Source organism: Bradyrhizobium sp. ARR65, from assembly GCF_000472385.1.
GTDB lineage: Bacteria > Pseudomonadota > Alphaproteobacteria > Rhizobiales > Xanthobacteraceae > Bradyrhizobium.
This window is the reverse complement of sequence record NZ_AWZU01000004.1, coordinates 18,272-35,721: the sequence shown is the minus strand read 5'-3', so window position 1 is coordinate 35,721 and position 17,450 is coordinate 18,272. Positions and strand designations below refer to the sequence as shown.

Genomic DNA, 17,450 nt, shown 5'->3' with positions numbered 1-17,450 from the left:
CCGGAATGACGGAGGACATCCAATGGACGACCAACACCGCCGCGATCAGGGCATGGGCCAGCGCCGCAAGGTGCTGGGCAATGCCTGGGTCGACAAGTCGATTGCGAGCCGCAATTCCTTCAACACCGATTTCCAGGACCTGATCACCCGCTATGCCTGGGGCGAGATCTGGACCCGGCCGCATTTCGACGAGCGGACGCGGCGCGTGTTGGTGATCGGCACCATGGTGGCGCTCGGTCAATGGGACGAATTTCGCCTGCATGTGCGCGCCGCGCTCGCCGAAGGCGGGTTCACGCCAGACGACATCAAGGAAATCCTGCTGCAGCAGGCGATCTATTGCGGCGTCCCGGCCGCCAATCACGCGGTGAAAGAGGCCTCAACCATTGTTGAGGAGCTGGGGCTGCTCAAGCGGTAGCGGCTCGGCCGGAACGCCGGCGTCGGCCGGCGTGGCCGCAGGGCGTCCTTCGACCGCAAGCACGATCGCGGTGCCCAGCAGCATCAAAAGCTCGGTGGCGTGCAGCCGCAGCGCCTCAAGCTCGCCGACCTTCGAGGCCATCAGCATCAGCGCAAAACTGATCACACTGCCAATGCCGAGCGCGAGCCCAAGCGCCTCGTCGCAGCCGCCGGACAGGCGGATTCGCGGCCGGCAAATCAGGACCACAAACAGCGCGAAGAACGCAACCACCGTCAGCCGCCCCAGCGCGAGCAGCCACGCCACGCGCATAAGACCGGTCGCACCCCACTGCAGATGATCGCCGAGGAAGAACGCCGCCGCCACGTCCGGCCGCTCGAACAGGCCACGGACCGGCGCCTCGATGATCCTGAACGCAACAATGGCCCAGGTCGGAATGAAATAGGCCGCGAGCAGCGCGCCATTGAAAGAACTGATCCGCCAATTCGTGGACATGTCGCCTTCCCACTTATTCCGCAGCGCCTTTGCAGGGCGCCGCGATTTGCAAGGCAGCTAACGCGCCCAAAGTCGGGGCGGCAATTTAAACCCTTTGTTTACCTTAACGGGCCCGGTGGCGAGATACCGATGCGCCCTCGTGCCCGGAAAGCTGCTGCCCCAGGGGAACTGGCCGCGTGCCTCCCGCGTCGCCAATTTGTCCGCTTCGTGGCCAGGGAACCCTAAGCAAGGAACCGCCAGCAAAAACAATCCTGTAGAAGGGTGCTCTTCGCGTTTTGGCACAGTTGCCGCCCCCTGTTCCCGCTGTTAAAAAACGCTCCAAGACGCGTCGCTCAAGGCTGCCCGGGGCCCTCGCCGCGTCGGTCCTGCACGAACCTGGGACTTTTCTCCGGTCCCGACCTGATCAGAGCCGAAAGAGGTCCCGTAAGCGGCAGTCATGGATTATTTCGCCCAACAGCTCATCAACGGTCTGGTGCTCGGCTCGATCTACGGCCTGATCGCGATCGGCTACACCATGGTCTACGGCATCGTCGGCATGATCAATTTCGCCCATGGCGACATCTTCATGATCGGCGGCTTCATCGCCCTGATCTCGTTCCTGGTGCTGGTCTCGTTCGGGCTCACCGCCGTGCCCGTGATCCTCCTGATCGTGCTTTTGGTCGCGATGGCGATCACCGCACTTTATGGCTGGACGGTGGAGCGTATCGCCTACCGTCCGCTACGCCATTCCTTCCGCCTGGCGCCAATGCTCTCGGCCATCGGCATGTCCTTCGTGCTTTCCAATTTCTCGCAGGTCGCCCAAGGCGCGCGGGTCAAGCCGGTGCCGCCGATCATCACCGGCGGCTACACGCTGCATAAGGGCGCAGGCGGCTTTGTCGTCCAGCTCTCCAACGTGCAGATCGTCGTGGTGATCACCACCGTGGTGTTGCTCGCTCTCTTCACCTGGCTGGTGGCACGGACCCGGCTCGGACGCGACATGCGCGCCTGCGAGCAGGACCAGACCATGGCGGCGCTGCTTGGCGTCGATGTCGACCGCACCATCTCCATGACCTTCGTCATTGGTGCCGCGCTGGCAGCCGTGGCGGGCATGATGTACCTGCTCTATTACGGCCTGGTGGATTTCTACATGGGATTTGTCGCAGGCATCAAAGCGTTCACCGCGGCCGTGCTCGGCGGCATCGGCTCGCTGCCGGGGGCGATGCTGGGTGGGCTCGCGATTGGGCTGATCGAGACGCTGTGGTCGGCGTATTTCTCGGTCGAGTACAAGGACGTCGCGGCGTTCTCGATTCTGATCGTGGTCCTGATTTTCATGCCGACCGGCCTTTTGGGCCGGCCGGAAGTCGAAAAAGTCTAGTGTCGGGCGGCCGCGTGACAGCACCTACGACCGACCATAAGCCGGCGCGCGCGCACCGCGCCGCCTTCATTCTCAAGAAAGCCCTGCTCAGCGCCTTCGTCGCGCTGGTGCTGTTCTCGCTGATGATCGGCATCCGCACCGAAGCCGGGCCAACCGGGCAATTGATCTACTGGACGCGGTTCAGCGAGCTCGCAAGCCTGGTCGGCGCGGTCTTCATCGGCAGCATCATTGTCGAGCTGATGCGGCAATGGCTCGGACCTGCTCCTACGGCCAATCTGATCCCGCCTCCGGTGCAAAACGGTCTGGCCCTTGCCGGACGCCTGATCGCGCCCGCGCTGCTCATCTTCACCCTCTTGGTGCCGGTGATTTTCTATCAGCAGCGCTACATTCTCGATCTCGCCATCCTCGTGCTCACCTATGTGATGCTGGGCTGGGGGTTGAATGTCGTGGTCGGGCTGGCCGGCCTGCTCGATCTCGGCTACGTCGCCTTCTATGCCGTCGGCGCTTATTCCTACGCGCTGCTCGCAACCACCTTCGGCCTGTCGTTCTGGATCTGCCTGCCGCTCGCCGGGATCCTCGCCTCGCTCTGGGGCGTGATGCTGGGCTTTCCGGTCTTGCGGCTGCGCGGCGATTATCTTGCCATCGTGACGCTTGCCTTCGGCGAGATCATCCGGCTCGTCATCGTCAACTGGCAGAGTCTCACCGGCGGGCCGAACGGCATCTCCGGCATTCCCCGCCCGACGCTGTTCGGCATTCCGTTGACTCCTGCCGACGACGGACTGGCGGCAAGGCTTGGCATCGAATTCGATCCGACCCACCGCATCGTGTTCCTGTTCTACGTGATCCTGGCGCTCGCGCTCATCACCAACTGGGTGACCATCCGCCTTCGGCGGCTGCCGATCGGCCGCGCCTGGGAAGCGCTGCGCGAGGACGAGGTCGCCTGCCGCGCGCTCGGCATCAATACCACCACGACCAAGCTGACGGCCTTCGCGACCGGCGCGCTGTTCGGCGGCTTCGCCGGCGCCTTCTTCGCCACCCGTCAAGGCTTCATCAGCCCGGAATCCTTCACCTTCCAGGAATCGGCGCTAGTGCTCGCGATCGTCGTGCTCGGCGGCATGGGCTCGCAGCTTGGCGTCGCGCTCGCCGCGCTCGCGCTGATCGGCGGCTTCGAGCTCTTCCGCGGGCTCGAGCAATACCGCATGCTGGTGTTCGGCATCGCCATGGTGCTCCTGATGATCTGGCGCCCGCGCGGGCTGATCGGTCACCGCGCGCCAACGGTCTATCTGAAGCGGGCGGAAGCCATCTCCTCCGATCTCGTCAAGGAGGGGCACGGATGAGCGACACCGATAGCATCCTCACCGTCGACCGCCTCAGCATGCGCTTTGGCGGCATCGTCGCCGTCAATGAACTTTCCTTCGATGCGGGGCGGCGCAGGATCACCGCGCTGATCGGCCCCAACGGTGCCGGCAAGACCACCGTATTCAACTGCATCACCGGCTTCTACAAGCCGACCGGCGGTACCATGCGGCTCGCGCACGACAACGGCCGCGAGATCGCGTTGGAGCGGCTGAACGATTTTCGTATCTCCAAGCAGGCAAAGGTCGCGCGCACCTTCCAGAACATCCGCCTGTTTCCCGGCATGACCGCCCTGGAAAACCTGATGGTCGCCCAGCACAACGCGCTGATGCTGGCCTCGGGCTTCACCTTTCTCGGCCTGTTCGGCGCGCCGTCCTGGCGCGCGGCCGAGAGGCGCGCGATCGAGCGTGCCACCTTTTGGCTAAAGCGCGTCGGGCTGATCGATCGCGCCGACGATGCCGCGGGCAACCTCGCTTATGGCGACCAGCGCCGGCTCGAAATCGCGCGCGCGATGTGCACGGAGCCCGCCCTGCTCTGCCTCGACGAGCCGGCGGCCGGGCTGAACGCGCGCGAGAGCGCGGCCTTGAGCGAGCTGCTGCTCTCGATCCGCGCCGATCACGGCACCTCCATTCTTCTGATCGAGCACGACATGAGCGTGGTGATGGAGATTTCCGACCACGTCGTGGTGATGGATTATGGCGTGAAGATCGCGGAAGGCGCGCCGCAAACGGTGCGCGACGACCCGCGCGTGATCGCGGCCTATCTGGGCGCCGACGAGCAGGAAGCCATCGCCGTGATGGAGAGCGACGCGTGAGCCCGCCCCTGCTCGCGATCCGCGGCCTGCGCGCCGCCTACGGCAAGATCGAGGCGCTGAAGGGCGTCGATCTCGAGATCAATGCCGGCGAGATCGTGGCGCTGATCGGCGCCAACGGCGCCGGCAAGTCGACCTTGATGATGAGCATCTTCGGCCGGCCGCGCGCCCGCGCCGGTCAAATCCTGTTCGACGGCCGCGACATCACCGAGGTGCCGACCCATGAGATCGCGCGGCTACGCATTGCGCAATCGCCCGAGGGCCGGCGGATCTTTCCGCGCATGAGCGTTGCGGAAAACCTGCAGATGGGCGCCGATGTCACCTATTCGAACGAGGCCGAGCGCGAAAGCACGTTGACGCGGGTGTTCTCGCTGTTCCCGCGGCTGAGGGAGCGCATGGCGCAGCGCGGCGGCACGCTCTCCGGCGGCGAGCAGCAGATGCTTGCGATCGCACGGGCGCTGATGAGCCGCCCCCGCCTGCTCTTGCTGGACGAGCCCTCGCTCGGGCTCGCGCCGCTGATCGCGCGGCAGATTTTCGACGCAATTCGCACGCTGAACCGGCAGGACGGGCTGACCGTGCTGATCGTCGAGCAGAACGCCAATCATGCGCTCAAGCTCGCCCACCGCGGCTACGTCATGGTCAACGGCCTGATCACGCTCGCCGGAACCGGCGCCGAGCTGCTGCAGCGCCCCGAGATCCGCGCCGCCTACCTCGAAGGCGGGCGGCGGGGGTAGCAAGCCCGCTGCGATTCCTCCTTTCGCCAGGACGACCATGCTGAGGCTGCGGCAAGATGCTGCGAAGCGGCGACCCGTCTTGCCCGAAAATTGCCGATGACTTCGCGGCAAAATCGGCCGACAATGGCGCGCGATCTTCCAAGCCGGCCTTGGCCGGGACTTAAAACAGAAGCGATCACCGTGAGGACCCTCATGACATCAATGAAGCTCATCGGCCTGGCATTTGGCGCGTCGCTGGCGCTATCGACCGCAGCATTTGCTCAAGACCTCACCATCGCCGTGGCGGGACCGATGACCGGCGGCGAATCCGCTTTCGGCCGCCAGTTAAGGAACGGCGCCGACATGGCCGTGACGGACCTCAACGCCGCAGGCGGCGTGCTTGGCAAGAAGCTCGCGCTCGACGTCGAGGACGATGCCTGCGATCCCAAGCAGGCGCGCTCGGTGGCGGAAAAGATCGGCAGCGCGCGAATTCCATTCGTCGTCGGCCACTACTGCTCGTCCTCGTCGATCCCCGCCTCGGAGGCCTATGCGGAAAACAACGTGCTGCAGATCACGCCGGCCTCGACGAATCCGACCTTCACCGAACGCAAGCTGTGGAATGTGGCTCGCGTCTGCGGCCGCGATGATCAGCAAGGCCAGGTCGCCGGCAACTACATCGCCAAGAATTTCAAGGGCAAGAACATCGCGATCCTCAATGACAAGACGACCTATGGCAAAGGTCTTGCCGACGAGACCAAGAAGGCGCTCAACAAGGCCGGCGTCACCGAAAAGCTCTACGAATCCTACACCAAGGGCGACAAGGACTTTAACGCCATCGTCTCGCGGCTGAAGGCTGAGAACATCGATCTCGTCTATGTCGGCGGCTATCATCAGGAGGCAGGCTTGATCCTGCGCCAGATGCGCGACCAGGGCTTGAAGACCATCCTGATGGCGGGCGACGCCATGGCCGACAAGGAATATGCCTCGATCACCGGGCCCGCCGCCGCCGGCACCTTGTTCACCTTCGGCCCCGATCCGCGCAAGAAGCCGACCGCGGCGGCGATCGTCGAAAAGTTCAAGGTCAAGAACATCGATCCCGAGGGCTACACGCTCTACACCTATGCGGCCGTGCAGGTGTGGTCGCAGGCCGCTGCCAAGGCGGGCACCACCGATCCGAAGAAGGTGATGGATACGATCAAGGCCGGCTCCTGGGACACCGTGATCGGCAAGCTGGAATACGACTCCAAGGGCGACATCAAGCAGCTCGACTATGTCGTGTACAGATGGGACGACAAGGGCGGCTATGCCGAGGTGAACGAGAAAGGCTCCTGAGGCCCAAACCTGAGCAACGCGAAACGCTCCGGCCACGTCCGGGGCGTTTTCTATTTCGCGCTTCGACCTCACGACGGTCGACGCGCAGCACGATGCAGATCATCGCGCGGATATCCTCGTCGTTCTCGATCCACCCGGTATCGGGAACTCCCGGCGGCTTGCCAGGCAATTCTACAATGTAACTACGACTTGGCGTATTGGATGGGGTAAGAGCCCGGGCGAAATTGCAACCCCGCCGTAAGGGAGGCGTTACCCCTGCCGGCTCCAATTCTGGCCGGGCGGCCAATATCAAGTAATATCAGACTTCTAATATCAGACGTCGGATCGATCTCGTTGACTTCTCGGCAGATGGGATGGGCGCATTGCGTGTCTCTCGCGCGGAATTGCAGATCTAGAGCCGCGGTGTGGCGGAGACGACATGCAGACCGGTAACGACCGTCATGTCTTTCTCGCGACCTTTCCGGCCTCGCGGCGCGACCGCGCGGTGGCGCTTTGGGTCGTCGGCATCTCAGCGATCCTGTTCGCGTTCGCGGTGCCCTATGCCGGGGTGGCGCTGACGCCCGTTCCCGCCTTTGTCGCGAGCTATCAATCGGCGCTTGCGACCTGCGACATCATCACCGCAGCGCTGCTGTTTGCGCAATTCGCGGTGTTGCGTTCCCGCGCCCTGCTGTTGCTGTCGAGCGGCTACATCTTCACCGCACTGGCGGCCATGGCGCATGCGGTCAGCTTTCCCGGCCTGTTCGCGCCCGCCGGCCTCCTGGGCGCGGGTCCGCAGACGACCGTCTGGCTTTTCATGATCTGGCACGCCGGATTCCCCCTTCTGGTTCTCAGCTACGCCTTGAGCAAGGCCGAAGGCGGCGGCCCTGAGGTTACGGTTTCGGCCCCGACCGCGATCATCGCAAGCATCGCCGTGGTGTTCGCGGTCATCGCCGCGCTCGTTTATGTCGTCACTGCCAAGCACGACCTTTTGCCAGTCCTGCTCGGCGGCGGCCGTTACACGCCGGTCATGATCGGCGTCGTCTCCGCCGTGTGGTGCTTGAGCCTCGCCGCGCTGCTGGCGCTGTTGTTGCGAAGGCCGCATTCGGTACTCGACATCTGGCTGATGGTGGTGATGTGCGCCTGGCTGTTCGACATCGCGCTGTCGGCCATCGTCAATGTCGCCCGCTACGATCTCGGCTTCTATGTCGGACGCATCTATGGCCTGTGCGCGGCCGCCTTCGTGCTGATCGTGCTGCTCGTAGACAACGTCACAATGCAGACCCAACTGTCGCGCCTGTTGTCGATCGTCCGCAAGCGGGTCAGCGAACGCGAGTGGCTGTTCAGCGCCGTCGTGGAATCCTCCAACGACGCGATCATCACCAAGTCGCTCGACGGCACCATCACCGCCTGGAACCGGGCGGCCGAACATCTGTTCGGCTATTCGTCGGCGGAAGCGGTCGGCCAGCATATCCGGACGATCGTTCCGCCGGACCGGCACGACGAGATGTACGACATCATCGAGCGGATCCGCCAAGGCGAGGTGATCGAACATCACGAAACCCGGCGGATGCACAAAAGCGGCAGAATGCTCGACGTGATGCTCACCATCGCCCCGCTGCGCTCCGCGTCCGGCGATATCATCGGCGCGTCGAAGATCGCCCGCGACATCACCGAGAGCAAGCGGACCCAGAACGCGCTCAGCCGCGAGATCGAGGAGCGGCAACGCATTTTCGAGACCTCGCACGACCTGATCCTGGTCACCGACAAGGTCGGCAATTTCGTGCAGGTCAGCCCCAGTTCGATCTCCATCCTCGGCTATCGGCCGGACGAGATGATCGGGCACAGCGCGGTCGAGTTCATCCATCCCGACGATCTCGAGGCCACACGCGAGGAGATGCGTGCCGCGCGGCGCGGCAAGCAACTGCGCAGCTTCGAATGCCGCTATATCCACAAGGACGGCCACGCCGTGCTGCTGAACTGGGCGGGATCCTGGTCGGAGCCGGTGCGTCGCCATTTCTTCATCGGACGCGACGTGACCGAGCAGCGCGCGGCCGAGGCGCAGTTCCGCCATGCGCAAAAGATGGATGCAGTGGGACAATTGACCGGCGGAGTCGCGCATGACTTCAACAACATTCTGACCGTCATCACCGGCACCATCAGCATCCTGCAGGATGCGGTCGCGGACCGGCCCGAGCTCTCCTCCATCGCCAGGCTGATCGACGACGCCGCCGAGCGCGGCGCGCAACTGACCAAGCACCTGCTCGCCTTCGCCCGCAAGCAACCGCTGCAGCCGCGCGAGATCGACGTCAACAGCCTCGTCGTGGAAGCCGCCAAGCTCCTGCATCCCACTCTCGGCGAGCAGATCGAGATCCATCCGAAGCTTGCGCAGGACGCCTGGTCGGCCATGGTCGACCCCAACCAGCTCACTACCGCGATCATCAATCTCGCGCTGAATGCGCGCGATGCGATGCCTCGTGGCGGCAAGCTGACGCTGGAAACCCGCAACGTCTATCTCGACGAGGGCTATGCCAGCATGCACAGCGAGGTCGCGATCGGGCACTATGTCATGATCGCCGTCAGCGATACCGGCGTAGGCATTCCGCCGCAGCATCTGGAGAAGGTGTTCGACCCCTTTTTCACCACCAAGGAAGTCGGCAAGGGGACCGGCCTCGGGCTCTCCATGGTGTTCGGCTTCGTCAAGCAGTCAGGCGGGCACCTAAAGATCTATAGCGAGGTCGACCACGGCACCAGCGTGAAGATCTATTTGCCGCGCGCGAGCGGCCTGCAGGAGGGCGCGGCCGATACGGCGACCCTCCCCACGGTCGAACGCGGCCATGAGACCGTGCTCGTCGTCGAGGACGACTCGCTGGTGCGCAAATATGTCGTCACCCAGGTCGAGAGCCTCGGCTACACGACGTTGCAAGCCGCCAACGTAACCGAAGCGCTCGCCATCATCGACAAGCATCCCGACATCGATCTGCTGTTTACCGACGTGATCATGCCGGGCCCGATGAACGGCCGTCAGCTCGTCGACGAGGCGGTCAAGCGCCGCCCGAACCTGAAAACGCTGTACACCTCGGGCTACACCGAAAACGCCATCCTGCATCACGGCCGGCTCGATCCCGGCGTGCTGCTGCTCGCCAAGCCCTACCGCAAGCCGGAGCTCGCCCGGATGATCCGGATCGCGCTCGCCAGTTGAGGCGGACGCGAAGGGGCTCAATGGCGGAGTTCACGGCCCCGCCGAAGTGAACCCGCGAAGAGACCGTCTGGTCACGGGTGCGGATCGTCGGCGCTCAGGCTGCCTCCCGGTGAAGGATCATCGAAATGCGTGGGCACGAGCGAGGGTTCATGCGTTTCCCCAGCGCCTGCCGCGGCGTCAGATGAGGCGGCTTGCGACTGCTCGCCGGCCTGTTTGGCGGCTTCGTCCCCTGCAGCGTCGAGCGCCTTGTCGCCGACCTTTTTCGCCGCCTCATACTGCTCCGACACAACGCCCTGCGCGCGCTCCTTCAGCTTGTCACTGCGCTCGCCCATCAGGCGGTCTTCGGTCTCGGTCTGAGGCAACAGCGCGCCGATGGCGGCGCCGATCGCAAGACCAAGCCCGGCCAACACCAGCGGCTCGTCCCGGCAGAAATCCGCGAAGGCATTGCCGGCTTGAAGTGTGCGCTGCCCGGCCGCACGGGTCGACCCGCTCACCGTGGCCGCGGTCCGGCGCGCGCCGTCCGACAGCGCTTCATAACCTGCCGACGCGCTGCGCTGGGCCGATTCGGTTACCGAGCCCGCCATTTGCTCGACTGCATCTGCGGCTTCTGCGGCGGACTGTCGTGCGCGATCCGCAGCCGAGCCGGCCCGCCTGCGCGCATCATCGGCAAGCCCTGCCGCCTGATCACTCCACTCCGCGCCTTTGCCGCCCGCCGCATCGCTCAATTCCCCACTCTTCTGGCTCGCGGCCTCGCTCCATTCGGCTCGTTTCTGGCTCGCCGCATCACGCCATTCTGCACCTTTCCGGCTTGCAGTCTGCGCTGTCGCATCGGCGGCACCGCGAACGGCATCGCCCGCAGCGCTCGCCGCCTCGCCGAGCCGCTGCGCGGCATCGCCGGCCAGGGAGCGCCCCAGCGCCTCGGACCGGCGGCCGCCAAGCATGAGCCAAGCCAAGCCCGCTCCGATAAGCGCGACAGGAACCGGATTGTTGATGGTCTGCCTTTTCAGATTGCTGACAAAGGCCGCGCCGCCTGCATCCCCGACGCGATCGGCCAACTGATTGAACACCTGCCTCGGCGTCATGGAGGTGCGCAGCTCCTCCAAGGTGTCGGCGATTTGGTTTCGGGCTTGCTCCGTTTCGCGTTCAAGCTGCTCGGTGTAGCTCATCGTCCTGGCTCACTTGTTGCTTTGCCACCGATGCGTCTTGCCGCAACTGGTGGACGGTTCTGTTGGGCACGAGATTTTCGATCTTGAGACGGCTCGCACCGATCAGAAGCAAGATGATGCCGAGGATCAGCACCCCGCCACCGATGATGAGCGCAGACCAATAGGGCGCCAAGCCGGAGCCTTGCGCCAATGCCGCAACTCCCGCCTGAAGCAGAATGACGAGCGCAGGGATCAGAAGGACTGCGCCGCCAATGATCAGGCCGAGGCCTCGCCCTATGCCGGCCACGTTGTCGGACACCTCCGCGCGGGCGAGTTGCGTCTCCTTGCGCAGCAGCGTGGCCAATTGCGCAAACAGATCGCTGATGATTTCGGGAACGGGGCGCTGAGGATTGGGAGCAGCCATCGCAACCTCCTTGGCGTGAACGGTCTCAGCGCGAACGCTCGGTACTGCTTTTCAGAAAACGAGAGATCGCAAATCCAGCGAGCAAGGCGCCGCCGAAGAAGGCCAGAGGCTCCTTGCGGGCAAAGTCGTTGAAGCCGCTCATGAGGTCCTCGATGCTGCGATCGCGAAGGGCGCCGGCGCCCTGTTCAAGACGCGAAGCAGCGGCGTGGACGAACTCGGCGGCCTTCGGCATTTGGTCCTGAAGTTCATCCGCGGCGCCGTGAACGGCCTTGGCCATTTCGTCGATTTGGCTGGCGCCCGCCTTCTTCTGTCCCCCTGAGATCTGCTCTGCCTGCTTGATTGCATCTGCGTCCATGGTCGGATTCCCACTGTTGGCAACCCTCTGCGGCGGACAGAGCCGTTGCATGTGTCTCGATTCTTGCGGAATTCCAACATGAAGGCGCCAGCGGTGTTCCGGGTGACGAAAGAAAAAGCGGCGACTGGGTAGGAGCTTACCAGGAGCGCGTTTAGGCCGCGTGCGACTACTCGCAAGGGCGTCGGACCTTCAATCACAAGAGGAGGCGGACAGCGCCGCCAAACCCCACCCGCTCTTCTGCGCCGCAGGGATCATTCCTGCCGAGGCTTTGCCCCGGGCGGGTCACGTGGCAAAACATTCGGATTGGTAACCTGCCTTGCGGATGGGCGTCTTGAAAGATCTTCTCACCGATATCGCGGGCGTCAAGGTCGGCCATGCCGACGATGCGCGGATCGCCTCCGGCGTCACCGCCGTGATCTTCGATCAGCCCGCGGTCGCCGCCATCGACGTCCGCGGCGGCGGACCGGGCACGCGCGAGGGCGCGCTGCTCGATCTCGCCAACACCGTGGAGCGCGTCGACGCCTTTGCGCTCGCCGGCGGGTCGGCCTTTGGGCTTGAGGCCGGCGGCGGCATCCAGGCCTGGCTCGTGGAGCAGGGCCGCGGCTTTGTGGTGCGCGGCGCCGTCATCCCGATCGTGCCCGGCGCGATCCTGTTCGATCTCCTGAACGGCGGCGACAAGGCCTGGGGCCGGTTCTCGCCCTACCGCGATCTTGGCTATGCCGCGGCGGCAAACGCCGGCGCCGATTTCGCGCTCGGCAGCGTCGGCGCAGGCTGCGGGGCCACCACCGCGAACTTCAAGGGCGGGCTCGGCTCGGCCTCGGCCATCACCGCTGGCGGGGTCAAGGTCGCAGCACTGGCGGCCGTCAACGCGGTCGGCAGCGTCACCGTCGGCGACGGTCCGTGGTTCTGGGCGGCGCCGTTCGAGCTTGATGGCGAATATGGCGGGCGCGGCTGGCCCTCCTCCTTCGCGCCAGACATGCTGAAACTACGGATGAAGGGCGGCGCCGCCGCGAATGCGGCCGAAAACACCACGATCGCCGTTCTCGTCACCGACGCCGCGCTGACCAAGGTACAGGCCAAGCGGCTTGCGATGATCGCGCAGACCGGCTTCGCGCGTGCGATCTATCCGGTGCATGCGCCCCTCGATGGCGACGTCGTCTTCGCGGCCGCGACCGGCGAGAAGCCGGTCGATCCCGTCGTCGGCCTCACCGAGCTTGGGATGACCGCAGCCAATGTGATGGCGCGCGCCATCGCCCGTGGCGTCTATGAAGCGACCGCGCTGCCCTTCGAAGGCGCGCTGCCGGCGTGGAAGGATCGTTTCGGTTAGCAGCGAAATCAGCGACGACGAACCGATCAGGCGCTGACCAACAGCGCGCTTCCGGGCTGCGTCGAGAGCGCCTTTGCCTCGCCCTGGATCATCTTCTCGATCCAGTTGTAGGACGAACTGGCGGCGCTCGCCGCCGCGGAGTTCGAGCTCGTGGATGCGGCGGGCGTCGTCATCGTCACCTTGGAGCCGTCGGCATAGGTGATCGTGGTGGTGGTCGAGCCGTCGCTGTTGGTCACGGCCGAGGACGAGGCGCCGTCGAGCGCCTGCATCAACGGATCGGTATCCGATCCGCCGCTATTGGCTCCGCTGTCCAGTCCAGCGGCATCACCGCTGTCCGCAACGCGATGATGCCCGCCATGATGGCCGCCGGCGCCCTGCAGCGCCGACTTCAATTCGCCGAGGCTGACACTGCCGTCGCCGTTGCTGTCGAGCTTGCCGAACACGCTGTCGGCTTGCGCGACATTGCTGCCGCCGGCGTCGAGCGCGTTCTCGAATTCACTCTTGGTGATCTGTCCGTCACCATCGGCGTCGATCTGGGAAAACAGATCTTTCAGGGAGTCGGACGGGCTGGACGTGGCCGTCGTAGTGGCCGAACCCGACTGGCTCTGGATGGCAATCAGCTCGTTCATGGTCTCGGGCGAAACGCGCGAGAAGCCTGCTCCGGATGTGGAATCGAAGGTTTGCGGGCTCGCTCCTGCGGGCAAAGTGAACGCATTGCCACCGCTCTGAGACCTCGTCGATTGCGTCGAGGATGTTGACGACGTCAACGACTGAAGGCCGTCCAGCAGGGATGCGGCGGCACCAAGCGCAAAAAACATCAGGGAACTCCCACCAAGGGCGCCTCGTCAGCGGCTCGTTCAATTTACGGCATAGCTTGAGCAAGCGGCGTGCCAGCGGCAAAATGCCCGAAAAATCAGCCTTTCGGTTTAGCCAGGCCGCCTCGGTCCCCGGGCAAGAGCTGCCGGCCTGGGAAGATTTTTCCCGCTTTATTGCCGATGCCCATGCCGCATGTTAGGAGCGCGGTCGCGTCACTTGAAGCGGACGCTCAGGCTGACCGTCACCCTGAGGAGCGCGCTTTTGCGTGCGTCTCGAAGAGCGACAGTCCGGCTCTCCCAGCGGGGCCGTTCATCTTTCGAGGCTCGCGGAGCCTTTCGGGCCGCGCGTTGCGCGGACCCGGTGGCGAGCACCTCAGGATGGCGGTTCAAGAAAGCGTTTGTTCGGCCATGACCCAGTCATTCACGCCACGTCCTCTCGTCATCGCGCCGTCGATCCTGGCGTCCGATTTCGCCAAGCTTGGCGAGGAGGTCCGCGCGGTCGATGCGGCCGGCGCCGACTGGATCCATCTCGACGTGATGGATGGACATTTCGTTCCCAACATTTCCTACGGTCCCGATGTCATCAAGGCGCTGCGTCCGCATACCAAGAAGGTGTTCGACGCGCATCTGATGATCTCGCCCTGCGATCCCTATCTGGAGGCCTTCGCGAAAGCCGGCTGCGATCACATCACGGTGCATGCGGAGGCAGGTCCACATCTGCATCGCTCGCTGCAGGCGATCCGCGCACTGGGCAGGAAGGCCGGCGTGTCGCTCAACCCGTCCACGCCGCTCTCGGCGATCGAATATGTGCTCGATATGGTCGACCTGGTGCTGATCATGTCGGTCAATCCCGGCTTTGGCGGCCAGGCCTTCATCCCGGCGGCGCTCGGTAAGATCCGCGACCTGCGCGCGATGACGATGGGACGCGACATCGATATCGAGGTCGATGGCGGTGTCGGCCCCGATGTCGCGGGCGAGCTCGCGGCCGCCGGCGCCAACGCCTTCGTCGCCGGCTCGGCCGTCTTCAAGGGCGGCACCAAGGAGGCCTATAAGACCAATATCGATGCGATCCGCCTGAAAGCAGCAGCCGCACGCGGCGAAGCGGTGTAGCGCCGGCCGCCGCTGGACGAATATTGCGTCGCCTCTCACGTGCACGACGCTTGATGCGCGCAACAGCGCGAGAGGTGTATTTCCGATCAGTTCGGATTGGCCGGCTGCACCGGCGGCTGTTCAGCCGGCGTCGGCTCGACCGACAGTTTCGGGTCGGTCTGCAACACGTTGGCACCGGCCGAACGGGCTGTCTGCCCCGTCGTGGTCGACTGCGCCACCTCCGGCGGTTTGACTTGCGGACGATTCCAGCGATCGCGCACAAGCAGCACCAACAAAGCCACACAGACGACGGCCACCACGACCGCAATGATCGCGGGTCCACGCCGACTGAAATGTCGCTCCTCGGCCATGCCAATATTCCTGCCATCTTGTGAGGCACCAACTCGCGCCCGGCGCGGCCGGTTCCGCAGGACGAGTAACGGGCGGCGTCCGATTTTCCGATTATCAACAGCGTTGTTGGCCTGCGGAACTACTGCCTAGTGTGAGTTGCAGCGGGATTTGTCGAAACACAGGGAACAAGTGCCATGATCGAGGCCGAGCTCACCGACGTTTACCGAGACTATATCGCCTGCCTGAACCAGCAGGATTGGCCGAAGCTGGAACGGTTCGTTGATAATGATGTCTGCTACAACGGTCAGCAGATCGGGCTGTCAGGTTATCGCAAAATGCTGGAGAGGGATTTTCTTGAAATTCCGGACCTTCGCTTCAACATTGAACTACTGATTTCCGATGCGCCCTATATAGCGAGCCGGCTGGCCTTCGACTGTTCGCCAAAGGGAAAGTTCCTTGGCCTCGATGTCAACGGGAAGAGAGTTTCGTTTACGGAGAATGTCTTTTACGAATTCCGGGCAAAGAAGATTGTGCAAGTATGGTCGGTCATCGATAAGACAGCCATCGAAGCTCAGCTTTAGAGCATCCGCCGACAGGCCCGTCATTGCGAGAAGCGAAAGCGACGACCCGCCGTCGCTCGTTGCGCGAGCTATGGCGAGGCGTGAAGTCCCGCCGAAGCGCCTTTGCGCGTAGGGAAGCAATCCAGACTGCATCCGCGGAGAGAGTCTGGATTGCTTCGCTTGCGCTCGCAATGACGCCGGAGCTTGGGCGCATCCTCTCGATTCGCTCAACTCGGCGAATGCTGGGGCCCGAAAATTCATCGCTATCTCGCCTCCAGGCGCGCCTTGCTCGCCGGGAGAATTGTTGCGAGCGGACGCCATCGCGCCCTAACCCGCCGGCCGCTGTGGGCGCACCACCGTGACGGTGCACGGCGCTTCCGAGGCAACCTTGGCCGAGACGCTGCCCAGCAGGCTCCGCACGAAGGAATCCTGCCGCGCGCCGACGATGATGTGGTCGACATGGTTGGCGCGGGCAAACTCCAGGATCGCCGAGGCCGGATCGATCGCCTCGAGCACATGCACTGTCAGGCGGCTTTCGTTGAGCTTGAGCGGGCTTGCCCAGTGCTTGAGCGCCACCAGGCGGTCGACGTGCTTGTTCTGGCCCTGCTCGTCCAGCGTACGATCGATGGTGATGCGGCCGAGCTTGAGAACATTGACGCAGGCGAGCCGCGCGGCGGGCAGCGTTTCCAGGATGCGCGCGGCGGTGCGCCGCAGGGCGCCGTTCAATTCATCGGTGCCGTCCACGGTGTCGATCGCAACCGCCACGATCGGGCTGGAGGCGAGTTGGGCCGCGACGTCGACCTTGCGCTCCACCTGCAACAGGCCCTGGTTGAAGCGCCGCCGCCAGACCGTCATCAGCGGATCGCGCTTGATGCGCTCGGCGCGCGCGGTGAGCTTGATCTGGTCGGGATGGGCAAGATCGAACGCCAGTTGTGACGCCGTCGGATAGCGCGACGCCGGCTCGATCTCCAGACACCGCATCACCACTTCCTGCAGCCAGGGCGGATAATCAGGCTTGAGCTTGCGCGGTGGATGCGGATCGCGCCACAGCCGTCGTCGCATGCCGCGCAGCGTCTCGGTCTCGCCGAACGGCCGCACGCCGGTGGTGAAGAAATAGAGCAGCACACCCAGCGAAAACAGATCGCTGCGCGGATCGTCGCGCACCCCGAGCAGGCGCTCGGGCGCCATGTAGGGCGCGGTGCCGTAAGGCAGACGGAACTCCTCCTGCAACAGGTCCGGGAGTTGCGTGTGATGCGACAGGCCGAAATCGATCAGCACGGCTTCGCCGCTGTCGCGAAACATGATGCTCGACGGCTTGATGTCGTGGTGGATCACGTTTTGCCGGTGCAAGTCGGCAAGCGCGGCGGCGATCTTGCCTGCGATCAGACAGGCTTCTCCGTAAGGCAGCGGCAGCTCGGGCAACCGCCGATAGAGCGTTTGTCCTGGAATGAGCTCGATCACGACGTAGGCCTGGTGCGCGAAATCCCCGGTGGCAAAGCACGCGGGCACATGCGGTCCCTTGAGCCGCGGCAGGATGAGCTGCTCCATTTCGAAGCTGACGATCGCGGCCGGGTCCTCGCCTTCGGATATCCGCGGGATTTTCATCAAGAGCGGCACGTTGATGTCCGGCCGCGTGACGCTCCACAGCGTCGCCATGCCGCCGGAGTGCAGGCGTTCACCGACCTTGAAGCCGTCGATGACCACGCCCGGCTGGACGCTCGGCCTGGCCAACC

At 64.3% G+C, this 17,450-nt stretch carries 17 protein-coding genes; 10 read left to right on the top strand and 7 right to left on the bottom strand.

Annotated features, from left to right (window positions below; translation table 11 throughout):
- The first annotated feature begins 22 nt into the window (after nt 1–22).
- A complete protein-coding gene (locus F758_RS0106475) occupies nt 23–415 on the top strand; it encodes a carboxymuconolactone decarboxylase family protein (RefSeq protein ID WP_024507097.1) in 393 nt (130 codons plus the stop codon).
- On the opposite strand, the gene F758_RS0106470 is transcribed toward F758_RS0106475, so the two are convergent.
- Entirely contained in the window at nt 377–907 is a 531-nt protein-coding gene (locus tag F758_RS0106470; protein WP_024507096.1) for a hypothetical protein, read from the bottom strand. The genes F758_RS0106475 and F758_RS0106470 overlap by 39 nt on opposite strands.
- Before the next feature lie 436 nt (nt 908–1,343).
- On the opposite strand from F758_RS0106470, the gene F758_RS0106465 reads away from it, so the two are divergent.
- From F758_RS0106465 to F758_RS0106440, 6 genes are all read left to right on the top strand, one after another.
- On the top strand, nt 1,344–2,261 hold the full coding sequence (locus F758_RS0106465) for an ABC transporter permease subunit (protein ID WP_024507095.1): 918 nt from the start codon (nt 1,344–1,346) through the stop codon (nt 2,259–2,261).
- Between the two features lie 14 nt (nt 2,262–2,275).
- Nucleotides 2,276–3,598 (top strand): high-affinity branched-chain amino acid ABC transporter permease LivM, encoded by a 1,323-nt coding sequence (gene livM, locus F758_RS0106460; RefSeq protein ID WP_024507094.1) that lies wholly within the window; start codon nt 2,276–2,278, stop codon nt 3,596–3,598.
- Entirely contained in the window at nt 3,595–4,431 is an 837-nt protein-coding gene (locus F758_RS0106455) for an ABC transporter ATP-binding protein (RefSeq protein ID WP_024507093.1), read from the top strand. The genes livM and F758_RS0106455 overlap by 4 nt, the downstream gene beginning before the upstream one ends.
- Complete coding sequence (locus F758_RS0106450; protein WP_024507092.1) at nt 4,428–5,162, top strand: ABC transporter ATP-binding protein; 735 nt, start codon at nt 4,428–4,430, stop codon at nt 5,160–5,162. The genes F758_RS0106455 and F758_RS0106450 overlap by 4 nt, the downstream gene beginning before the upstream one ends.
- 192 nt (nt 5,163–5,354) lie before the next feature.
- On the top strand, nt 5,355–6,473 hold the full coding sequence (locus tag F758_RS0106445; RefSeq protein WP_024507091.1) for a branched-chain amino acid ABC transporter substrate-binding protein: 1,119 nt from the start codon (nt 5,355–5,357) through the stop codon (nt 6,471–6,473).
- Nucleotides 6,474–6,891: 418 nt separating this feature from the next.
- Nucleotides 6,892–9,651 carry a PAS domain S-box protein gene (locus F758_RS0106440; protein WP_024507090.1) on the top strand — a complete coding sequence of 920 codons (2,760 nt, stop codon included), beginning with the start codon at nt 6,892–6,894 and terminating at the stop codon, nt 9,649–9,651.
- Between the two features lie 71 nt (nt 9,652–9,722).
- Here F758_RS0106440 and F758_RS0106435 read toward each other — a convergent pair whose 3' ends face one another.
- The 3 genes from F758_RS0106435 to F758_RS46330 are packed head-to-tail and all read right to left on the bottom strand — an operon-like array spanning nt 9,723 to nt 11,497.
- Nucleotides 9,723–10,817 (bottom strand): DUF3618 domain-containing protein, encoded by a 1,095-nt coding sequence (locus F758_RS0106435; protein ID WP_024507089.1) that lies wholly within the window; start codon nt 10,815–10,817, stop codon nt 9,723–9,725.
- Nucleotides 10,795–11,220, bottom strand: coding sequence for a phage holin family protein (locus tag F758_RS0106430; RefSeq protein ID WP_024507088.1), 426 nt, complete (start codon nt 11,218–11,220; stop codon nt 10,795–10,797). Before F758_RS0106430 ends, F758_RS0106435 begins: the two co-directional genes overlap by 23 nt.
- A gap of 25 nt (nt 11,221–11,245) precedes the next feature.
- Entirely contained in the window at nt 11,246–11,497 is a 252-nt protein-coding gene (locus F758_RS46330) for a hypothetical protein (protein ID WP_157449884.1), read from the bottom strand.
- Nucleotides 11,498–11,906: 409 nt separating this feature from the next.
- On the opposite strand from F758_RS46330, the gene F758_RS0106420 reads away from it, so the two are divergent.
- Nucleotides 11,907–12,902, top strand: coding sequence for a P1 family peptidase (locus F758_RS0106420; protein ID WP_024507086.1), 996 nt, complete (start codon nt 11,907–11,909; stop codon nt 12,900–12,902).
- Between the two features lie 26 nt (nt 12,903–12,928).
- Here F758_RS0106420 and F758_RS0106415 read toward each other — a convergent pair whose 3' ends face one another.
- Complete coding sequence (locus F758_RS0106415; RefSeq protein WP_024507085.1) at nt 12,929–13,720, bottom strand: EF-hand domain-containing protein; 792 nt, start codon at nt 13,718–13,720, stop codon at nt 12,929–12,931.
- A 405-nt stretch (nt 13,721–14,125) separates the two neighbouring features.
- Between F758_RS0106415 and rpe the strand changes: the two genes are divergently transcribed.
- Nucleotides 14,126–14,827 carry a ribulose-phosphate 3-epimerase gene (gene rpe, locus F758_RS0106410; protein ID WP_024507084.1) on the top strand — a complete coding sequence of 234 codons (702 nt, stop codon included), beginning with the start codon at nt 14,126–14,128 and terminating at the stop codon, nt 14,825–14,827.
- A gap of 86 nt (nt 14,828–14,913) precedes the next feature.
- Here rpe and F758_RS0106405 read toward each other — a convergent pair whose 3' ends face one another.
- A complete protein-coding gene (locus F758_RS0106405; protein WP_024507083.1) occupies nt 14,914–15,177 on the bottom strand; it encodes a hypothetical protein in 264 nt (87 codons plus the stop codon).
- 174 nt (nt 15,178–15,351) lie between these two features.
- Here F758_RS0106405 and F758_RS0106400 point away from each other — a divergent pair, with 174 nt between their 5' ends.
- Entirely contained in the window at nt 15,352–15,738 is a 387-nt protein-coding gene (locus F758_RS0106400) for an ester cyclase (protein WP_024507082.1), read from the top strand.
- 306 nt (nt 15,739–16,044) lie between these two features.
- On the opposite strand, the gene F758_RS43365 is transcribed toward F758_RS0106400, so the two are convergent.
- Nucleotides 16,045–17,448: a bifunctional serine/threonine-protein kinase/universal stress protein gene (locus F758_RS43365; protein WP_035721113.1), complete on the bottom strand. Its 1,404-nt coding sequence runs from the start codon at nt 17,446–17,448 to the stop codon at nt 16,045–16,047.
- Nucleotides 17,449–17,450 lie beyond the last annotated feature (2 nt).